This is a genomic window from Lysobacter zhanggongensis, assembly GCF_046638635.1.
GTDB classification, from domain to species: domain Bacteria; phylum Pseudomonadota; class Gammaproteobacteria; order Xanthomonadales; family Xanthomonadaceae; genus Novilysobacter; species Novilysobacter luteus.
Genome location: NZ_JBJXHK010000014.1, coordinates 39,818 through 46,977 on the forward strand (window position 1 = coordinate 39,818; position 7,160 = coordinate 46,977).

Genomic DNA, 7,160 nt, shown 5'->3' on the forward strand with positions numbered 1-7,160 from the left:
ACCCGTCAGCCAGAAAGGGGACCGTCGCCATGCTTGATGGCCTGTCGGAGTTCATCGCCGCGAACAACACGTTGATCGTCGACGAGTGCGAAGCGTTTGCGAGGACGCTGGGCCCCGCCGCGGAGGACCTGGACCGCGACGCACTCCGTGACCACATCAGCGAGATCCTCGTCGCCATCGCCGCGGACATGAAAGTGCCGCAGACCGAATGGCAACGCTCGGAGAAATCCAAGGGGCACTCGGCAGTGGCGTCGGGGCTTTCGGCTCCTGCCGCGGAAACGCACGGTGCATTGCGCGCGGCCAGTGGCTTCGACATCAACCAGACCGCCGCGGAGTACCGGGCGTTGCGCGCGTCGGTCATCCGCCTGTGGCTCGGCACCTCGCCGACGCTCGGGCCGCCGCAGGTGGAGCAACTGACGCGCTTCAACGAAGCCATGGACCAGGCACTGGCGGAAACACTGTTGCAGTTTGCCAACGCCGCGGCCGCCAGCCGCAACCTGTTCCTGGCCGTGCTGAGCCACGAGCTGCGCACGCCGCTGAGCACCATTGTGGGGTCAGCCGAAACGCTGCTCCTCGTGGCCAACCAGCACCCCCCGTTGAGGGACGCTTCAAACCGCATCCTGCGTGGGGGACGGAGGATCGAGAGCATCCTCGATGACCTGCTCGACTTCGTTCACAGCGGGTCCGAAGGTGGCATCCGCGTCAATCCTGCCGATGCACGCATGGATGAGATCTGCCGGCGCATAGCACGGGAGGTGGAGATCGCGTTTCCCGACAGCTGCATTGAAATCACGCGGGCGGGCGACATGGCCGGGTGCTGGGACGCCCAGCGGGTGTCGCAGGCGCTGTCCAACCTCATGAGCAACGCCATCAAGTACGGGGCGGCGGACACGCCGGTTCGCATCACCCTGGACGGGACCGGTGCAACCGAGGTGGTGGTGCGGGTGCATAACGAGGGGGCACAGATACCGCCGGACACGCTGGAATCGCTTTTCCAGCCCCTGGTGCGGGGCCATGCAGGCGACCCGACGGGAACCAGCCTGGGCCTGGGCCTCTTCGTCGTCCGAGAGATCGCCAGCGCGCATGGTGGTTCGGTCGACGTGGAGTCGTCCACCTCAAGCACGACCTTCAGCTTCCGCCTTCCGCGCAGCGCCGGGACAACGCGTGCGACGGCCATCCGGCGGATGCGGCGGACCTGAGGCACGCGTCCAGGGTGCGCGAGGCAGCGCCCGGCCCGACGCCTTACGCGCGCCTGACGCGTTCGGTCAGGCCTTTGAGGAAATTGCGCAGCAACTGGTCCCCGCAAGGGCGGAAGTTCTTGTGCCCCGGCTGGCGGAACAGCGCGGACAGCTCGGGCTTGGACACAGGGAACCCGGCACCGGCGAACACCTGGTGCATGTCCACGTCCTTCAACTCGAAGGCGACCCGCAGCTTCTTCAACACCACGTTGTTGCTGATGCGCTTCTCCACCGGACGCGCTGGCAACCGCTCGTCGCGGCCACGCAGGTGCACGACCAGGCCGTCCAGGAAGTGCGCCAGCACCGCGTCGCGGCAAGCCAGGTAGCCGGGGTCGTCCTCCTTGAGCAGGAAGGCGCGCACCTCATCGATATCGAGGGCGAAGCCCGGATCCGCCAAGTGCGCGATCTGAACCACCTTGCCTTCGGACAGGTCGAGCATGTAGCGGATGCTGCGCAGGACGTCGTTGTTGATCACGTGGTGCTACCCGTACTTCGCCTTGTGGCGGTCGAGCGTACCCGACACCCTTGCCAGTGCTCCCAGCACCTCGCGCGAGAAGCCGCCTTCGGGCAGGTGCCGCACGGCCGAGTGTGCGGCGCACACGATGCGCGTACCGGCCCAGCGAGCCGCCAGCGCCCGCGCCCAGGCGGCATACGCGTCGGCCGCGCCGGCGTCGGGCCTGAGGGCACGAGCCAACAGCGGATGCATGCGCAGCGAAGACTGCGGCAACAGCCCACGCAGGAGCCCCGGCCCCGCCATCACGTTGAGCGTGTCATCCACGTGGACGATACCGGTGGCGCGGTGGCGGACGAGGACCGACGCCGTGTGCACGCGCTCATCCGGGCAGGTGAACTGCACGCCGTCCGGCACCGACAGGTCGAACAGATCCGCCAACGGATGGTCATCGCCCCACGTCTCCACCGGCGCCCCCACCCAGGGCAGCGCTGGCGCCCGCCGGCGATGGCGCGCGGTGCCGTACAACGCGGCGGACGGAAACAACCGATGGGTCGCCTCCACGTGCAACGTGTGGAACGGGTGGACATGCACCATCGCATCCACCCGCTCCCCGTTGCCGGTGAGCGCCATCACGGCTTCGCGTTGCGCGCCGTCAAGCGCGCAGCCATCCACCACCACGAAGCGGCCGCTGGTGCGCTGGACCAGCGACATCTGCGTACCGATGTCCAGCACGCCGCCCACGCGGTATACGCCACGGATGTTCCAGAAAGTGTCGGCCAGCTTCTCCATCCGGCGAGGATAGCCGCCCACCGTGAAGGTGAATGGCATGCCCCCGGCTGGTCACCCGGATAGGCGTAGTGTGGGCTGGCATTGCGGCGCCACGCCGTAACGGCACTCAGCGTCGACCCGGTCGTTCGCGTCCCTTCTGAGCCTCTTGGTCCCCGCCCGCGCGGGGCTCCGGCTTCGGCCGACCGGATCCGGCAGTGCCGGATCTCCTGAAGGTGACCCATCCCATGGCACAGAACTCCGAAAGCAACCGCGGCCCGCCGACCGGATTGCCCACCGACCGTCAGCCAGTGCGCGTACCGCGAGGCGAAACACGGGTCGTCGCGCCCTTTGGCTCGTCCTCCGACCGATCCCGGCGGAGCCCTCGCCTGGAAGACCTGCCGCCGGTGAAGCCCTTCAGGTCCACGCCCTGAGCGACCGGTAGCGGGCGCCGTGCCCGGGGTAGTACGTCCCGGGTTACCCGGCCAGCGCGACGGCCAGATACTTCGCCGTGGGACTTGCGCGGGACTTCGCCACGTCCGCGGGCCGGCCCTCGGCCACGATCCGCCCGCCCTGCTCGCCCGCGCCGGGGCCCATGTCGATGACCCAGTCGGCCTGGGCCACCACGCGCATCTCGTGTTCGATCACCACCACCGTGTTGCCGGCTTCCACCAGCCGGTGCAACTGCAGCATCAGGCGGTCGACGTCGGCAGCGTGCAGGCCGGTGGTCGGCTCGTCCAGCACGTACAGGCTGCGGCCGCGCTGGCTGCGCTGCAGTTCGGTGGCCAGCTTGATGCGTTGCGCTTCACCGCCCGACAGCTCGGTGGCCGGCTGGCCGAGGCGCAGGTAACCCAGGCCGATTTCGCGCAGCAGCTGCAGCGGGCGCGCGATCGCGTCCTGCCCTTCGAAGAACGCCGCGGCCTGCTCCACCGTCATGCCCAGCACCTCGGCGATGTTGCGGTCGTTCCACCGCACCTGCAGCGTGGCCTCGTTGTAGCGCGCCCCGTGGCACACCGGGCACGGGGCGTGGACGCTGGGCATGAAGAGCAGCTCGACGCTGACCACGCCCTCGCCTTCGCAGGTGTCGCAGCGGCCCTTGGCGACGTTGAACGAGAACCGGCCGGCATCGAACCGGCGCCGGCGCGCATCCGGGGTGGCCGCGAACAGCTTGCGCACGTGGTCGAACAGGCCGGTATAGGTGGCCAGGTTGGAGCGCGGCGTGCGGCCGATCGGCTTCTGGTCGACCTGCACCAGCCGCTTCACGGCATCGACATCGCCGGACAGGTGCCCGTGCGTGCGCTCGATGGCGGTGGGCGCGTCGGGCGCGTCGTCGTCGCTGTCCTCGGGTTCGTGGCCCAGGTGCAGGCGGACCAGTTCGGCCAGCGCCTGCGCCACCAGGCTGGACTTGCCCGAGCCGGAGATGCCGGTGACGGCGGTCAGCACGCCCAGCGGGATGCGTGCGTCCAGCCCGTGCAGGTTGTGGCGGTGCAGCTCGCGCAGCTCCAGCCAGCCGGACGGCGCGCGCTGGAGGCTGGCCGGCGCCGGCGTGGTGCCGAACAGGTACTCGGCGGTGCGCGAATCCCCGACCTTGGCCAGCCCGGCCGGCGGTCCGCTGTAGAGCACCTCGCCGCCGCGCTCGCCCGCGTCCGGGCCGACATCGACCAGCCACTGCGCGCGACGCATCAGCTCCAGGTCGTGCTCGACCACGAACACCGAGTTGCCGGCGTCGCGCAGTTGTTCCAGTGCGTCATACAGCGCCTGGCTGTCGGCCGGGTGGAGGCCGGCGGACGGCTCGTCCAGCACGTAGACCACGCCGAACAGGTGCGATTGCAGTTGGGTGGCCAACCGCAGGCGCTGCAGCTCGCCGGGCGACAGCGTCGGCGTACTGCGGTCCAGCGCCAGGTAGCCCAGTCCCAGTGCCTGCAAGGTCCGCAGGCGGGCGACGACACCCTCGGCCAGGCGTTGTGCGGCCAGCCGCTTCTCCTCCGACATCGCCGGGGTGCGCCGCACGTCCGGCGCTGCGGCGTGGGTAGCTTGTCCGGTCGCGGCGCGTTTGGTCCGGTCGCGGCGGGTCGCGGTCGCATTGGTGGTGTCGCCATCCGCGTGCGCCTGCAGCTCGCCGCGGGCGACGGGTTCAAGCAGCGCGACCACGCGGTCCAGCGGCATCCGCGACAGCTCGCCGATGTCGACGCCGGCAAACGTCACCGCCAACGCCTCGCGCTTGAGCCGCTTGCCGTCGCACTCCGGGCACAGCCGGCCTTCCATGAAGCGCGACACCCGCTTCTTCATCAGCGCGCTCTGGGTGTTGGCGAAGGTGTGCAGCACGTAGCGGCGCGCGCCGGTGTAGGTGCCCATGTAACTGGGCTCGGTCTTGCGCTTGAGCGCGGCGCGCGTCTCGGCCGGGGTGAAGCCCGCGTACACCGGCACCGTCGGCGTGTCCTCGGTGAACAGGATCCAGTCGCGGTCTTTCTTCGGCAGGTCCTTCCAGGGCTTGTCCACGTCGTACCCGAGCGTGACCAGGATGTCGCGCAGGTTCTGCCCGTGCCACGCCGGCGGCCACGAGGCGATGGCCTTCTCGCGGATGGTCAGCGTCGGGTCGGGCACCATCAGCGCCTCGGTCACCTCGTACACGTGGCCCAACCCGTGGCAGCGCGGACATGCGCCCTGCGGCGTGTTGGGCGAGAAGTCCTCGGCGTACAACATCGGCTGCCTGGGCGGGTAGACCCCGGCGCGGGAATACATCATCCGCACCAGGCTGGACAGCGTGGTCACGCTGCCGACGCTGGAGCGCGCGTTGCTGGCGCCGCGCTGCTGCTGCAGTGCGATTGCCGGTGGCAAGCCCTCGATGGCATCGACGTCCGGGACGCCGGCCTGGTCGATCAGCCGCCGCGCGTACGGCGCCACCGACTCGAAATAGCGGCGCTGCGCTTCGGCGTAGATGGTGCCGAACGCCAGAGACGACTTGCCCGAGCCCGACACGCCGGAAAACACGACCAGCTGGTCGCGCGGCACGTCGAGGTCGACGTCCTTCAGGTTGTGCTCGCGGGCGCCGCGGACGCGGACGCAGCCGGTGTCGCGGGCAACCACGTGCGCCGGGCTGGCGGCGGAGCGGGCTCTGGCGCGCGGCATCCTTCAGTCGCGCAGCAGGCGCCGCGCCGCTTCAGCGGCCGACTTCAGCACACGGGCATACGCGGTGCGGGCGCGCGGGGCGTCGGCCGCCGCGCTCTCGAGTCCGTCCACGAGCGCCTGCATCAGCGCGGCGGCGTTGTACTGGTCGGCCAGTTCAGCCATCGAGCGCGACACCGCATCGCGCACGTGCCAGTCCACGTTGACGCCTTTTTCGGCGTCATTGGCGAGGTCGACGACCCGTAGCAGATGCGGGGTCACCAGACCGACGACAGTGGCTCTCATGGTTCGGACCTGCAATCGGGGGACGCGAAGGCTAACGCAGCCAGCGTCGGCAGGGGGCAAACCCGCATGCGCAAGGGTTCAGTCGCGCCGCTGGTGGCGCCCTTCAGCGAACTCCTCGACGATCTTCCTGCAGAACGCCGGCAGGTCGTCGGGCTTGCGGCTGGAGACGATGCCCTTGTCGGTTACCACCTCCTCGTCGACCACCTCGGCGCCGGCGTTGCGCAGGTCGGTCCGCACGCTGGGCCAGGAGGTCATGCGGCGGCCGCGTACGGCGTCGGCCTCGATCATCACCCACGGCCCGTGGCAGATCACGCCGATCGGCTTGCCGCTGCGGTAGAAGTCGCGCACGAACCCCACCGCCGCCTCGTCCATCCGCAGCGCGTCGGGATTGGCCACGCCGCCGGGCAGGATCAGCGCGTCGAACTCCTCGACCTTCGCGTCCGCCACCCGGCCGTCGACCTTGAGCTTGTCGGCGGGCTTGTCGTGGTTCATGCCCTGGATCTCGCCGTCCTTGATCGACAGCAGGCGGGTGGTTGCACCGGCCTGCTCCACCGCTTTCCGGGGCTCGGTCAGCTCCACCTGCTCGACGCCATCGGTGGCGAGGATGGCAATGGTCTTGTTCTGAAGGGCACTGCTCATGGGTCCTCCTGCGAATCGGACGCGGCGACGTGCCGCAGCCCGCAGGATGCCCCCGGGTGGATGCGCGCGACGTGACCGTTCCCGGCCGCCTCACCTGCCGTGCGCAGATCCCCGACCAGCCCCCGGTAGGCGGCGGCCCGCGCCGCAGTGGGCTGCCGCAGTACCCAGGCCGGGTGCACGGTGGCCATCGCCCGTACCCCATTTCCCACGGTGTGCCACGCGCCGCGCTGACCGGTCAGGCTGAATCCCGAGCCGAACACCGCCGCCGCCGCGGTGGCGCCGAGGCACACGATGGCGTCCGGCCGCACGGTGCCGATCTCGCGCTGCAGCCACTCGTGGCAGGCGCGGACGTGGCCGGCGTCCGGCCGCTGGTGCAGGCGGACCTTGCCGCGCTGCTGGAACCTGAAGTGCTTGACCGCATTCGTCATGTAGACGGAGGAGCGGTCGATGCCGGCGTCAACCAGCGCGCGGTCCAGCAACGTGCCCGCGGGGCCGACGAACGGCCGGCCGGTCAGGTCCTCGGCATCGCCGGGCTGCTCGCCGATGACCATCAGCCGTGCGTCAGCCGGACCCTCGCCCCACACGGTCCGGGTCGCCGGCTCCCACAGCGGGCAGCGGCGGCAGTCGGCCGCCAGCGCCTGCGCCGCCGCGAG

The 7,160-nt window shown here is 70.1% G+C and carries 7 protein-coding genes; 1 reads left to right on the forward strand and 6 read right to left on the reverse strand.

What is annotated here, in order from left to right; genetic code table 11:
* The first annotated feature begins 29 nt into the window (after positions 1-29).
* Positions 30-1,199 (forward strand): ATP-binding protein, encoded by a 1,170-nt coding sequence (locus tag ACKVMH_RS04315; RefSeq protein WP_412699369.1) that lies wholly within the window; start codon positions 30-32, stop codon positions 1,197-1,199.
* A gap of 43 nt (positions 1,200-1,242) precedes the next feature.
* Here the strand turns inward: ACKVMH_RS04315 and ACKVMH_RS04320 are convergent, their stop codons facing one another.
* The 6 genes from ACKVMH_RS04320 to ACKVMH_RS04345 form a co-directional block, all read right to left on the reverse strand.
* Complete coding sequence (locus ACKVMH_RS04320) at positions 1,243-1,713, reverse strand: YehS family protein (RefSeq protein ID WP_412699370.1); 471 nt, start codon at positions 1,711-1,713, stop codon at positions 1,243-1,245.
* 6 nt (positions 1,714-1,719) lie between these two features.
* Positions 1,720-2,520 (reverse strand): hypothetical protein, encoded by an 801-nt coding sequence (locus tag ACKVMH_RS04325; RefSeq protein ID WP_412699371.1) that lies wholly within the window; start codon positions 2,518-2,520, stop codon positions 1,720-1,722.
* Between the two features lie 414 nt (positions 2,521-2,934).
* On the reverse strand, positions 2,935-5,586 hold the full coding sequence (locus ACKVMH_RS04330) for an excinuclease ABC subunit UvrA (RefSeq protein WP_412699372.1): 2,652 nt from the start codon (positions 5,584-5,586) through the stop codon (positions 2,935-2,937).
* A gap of 3 nt (positions 5,587-5,589) precedes the next feature.
* A complete protein-coding gene (locus ACKVMH_RS04335; protein ID WP_215220041.1) occupies positions 5,590-5,868 on the reverse strand; it encodes a hypothetical protein in 279 nt (92 codons plus the stop codon).
* 78 nt (positions 5,869-5,946) lie between these two features.
* On the reverse strand, positions 5,947-6,507 hold the full coding sequence (locus ACKVMH_RS04340) for a type 1 glutamine amidotransferase domain-containing protein (RefSeq protein ID WP_412699373.1): 561 nt from the start codon (positions 6,505-6,507) through the stop codon (positions 5,947-5,949).
* Positions 6,504-7,160 (reverse strand): UdgX family uracil-DNA binding protein (locus ACKVMH_RS04345; RefSeq protein ID WP_412699374.1); only part of this gene is annotated, 657 nt, incomplete at its 5' end. The genes ACKVMH_RS04345 and ACKVMH_RS04340, both read right to left, overlap by 4 nt.

Bases quoted from the DNA above. Each gene is read 5' to 3' on its own strand.
- ACKVMH_RS04315 (WP_412699369.1), top strand. From the start codon at position 30: ATGCTTGATGGCCTGTCGGAGTTCATCGCCGCGAACAACACGTTGATC.
- ACKVMH_RS04325 (WP_412699371.1), bottom strand. From the start codon at position 2,520: ATGCCATTCACCTTCACGGTGGGCGGCTATCCTCGCCGGATGGAGAAG.
- ACKVMH_RS04330 (WP_412699372.1), bottom strand. From the start codon at position 5,586: ATGCCGCGCGCCAGAGCCCGCTCCGCCGCCAGCCCGGCGCACGTGGTT.
- ACKVMH_RS04335 (WP_215220041.1), bottom strand. From the start codon at position 5,868: ATGAGAGCCACTGTCGTCGGTCTGGTGACCCCGCATCTGCTACGGGTC.
- ACKVMH_RS04340 (WP_412699373.1), bottom strand. From the start codon at position 6,507: ATGAGCAGTGCCCTTCAGAACAAGACCATTGCCATCCTCGCCACCGAT.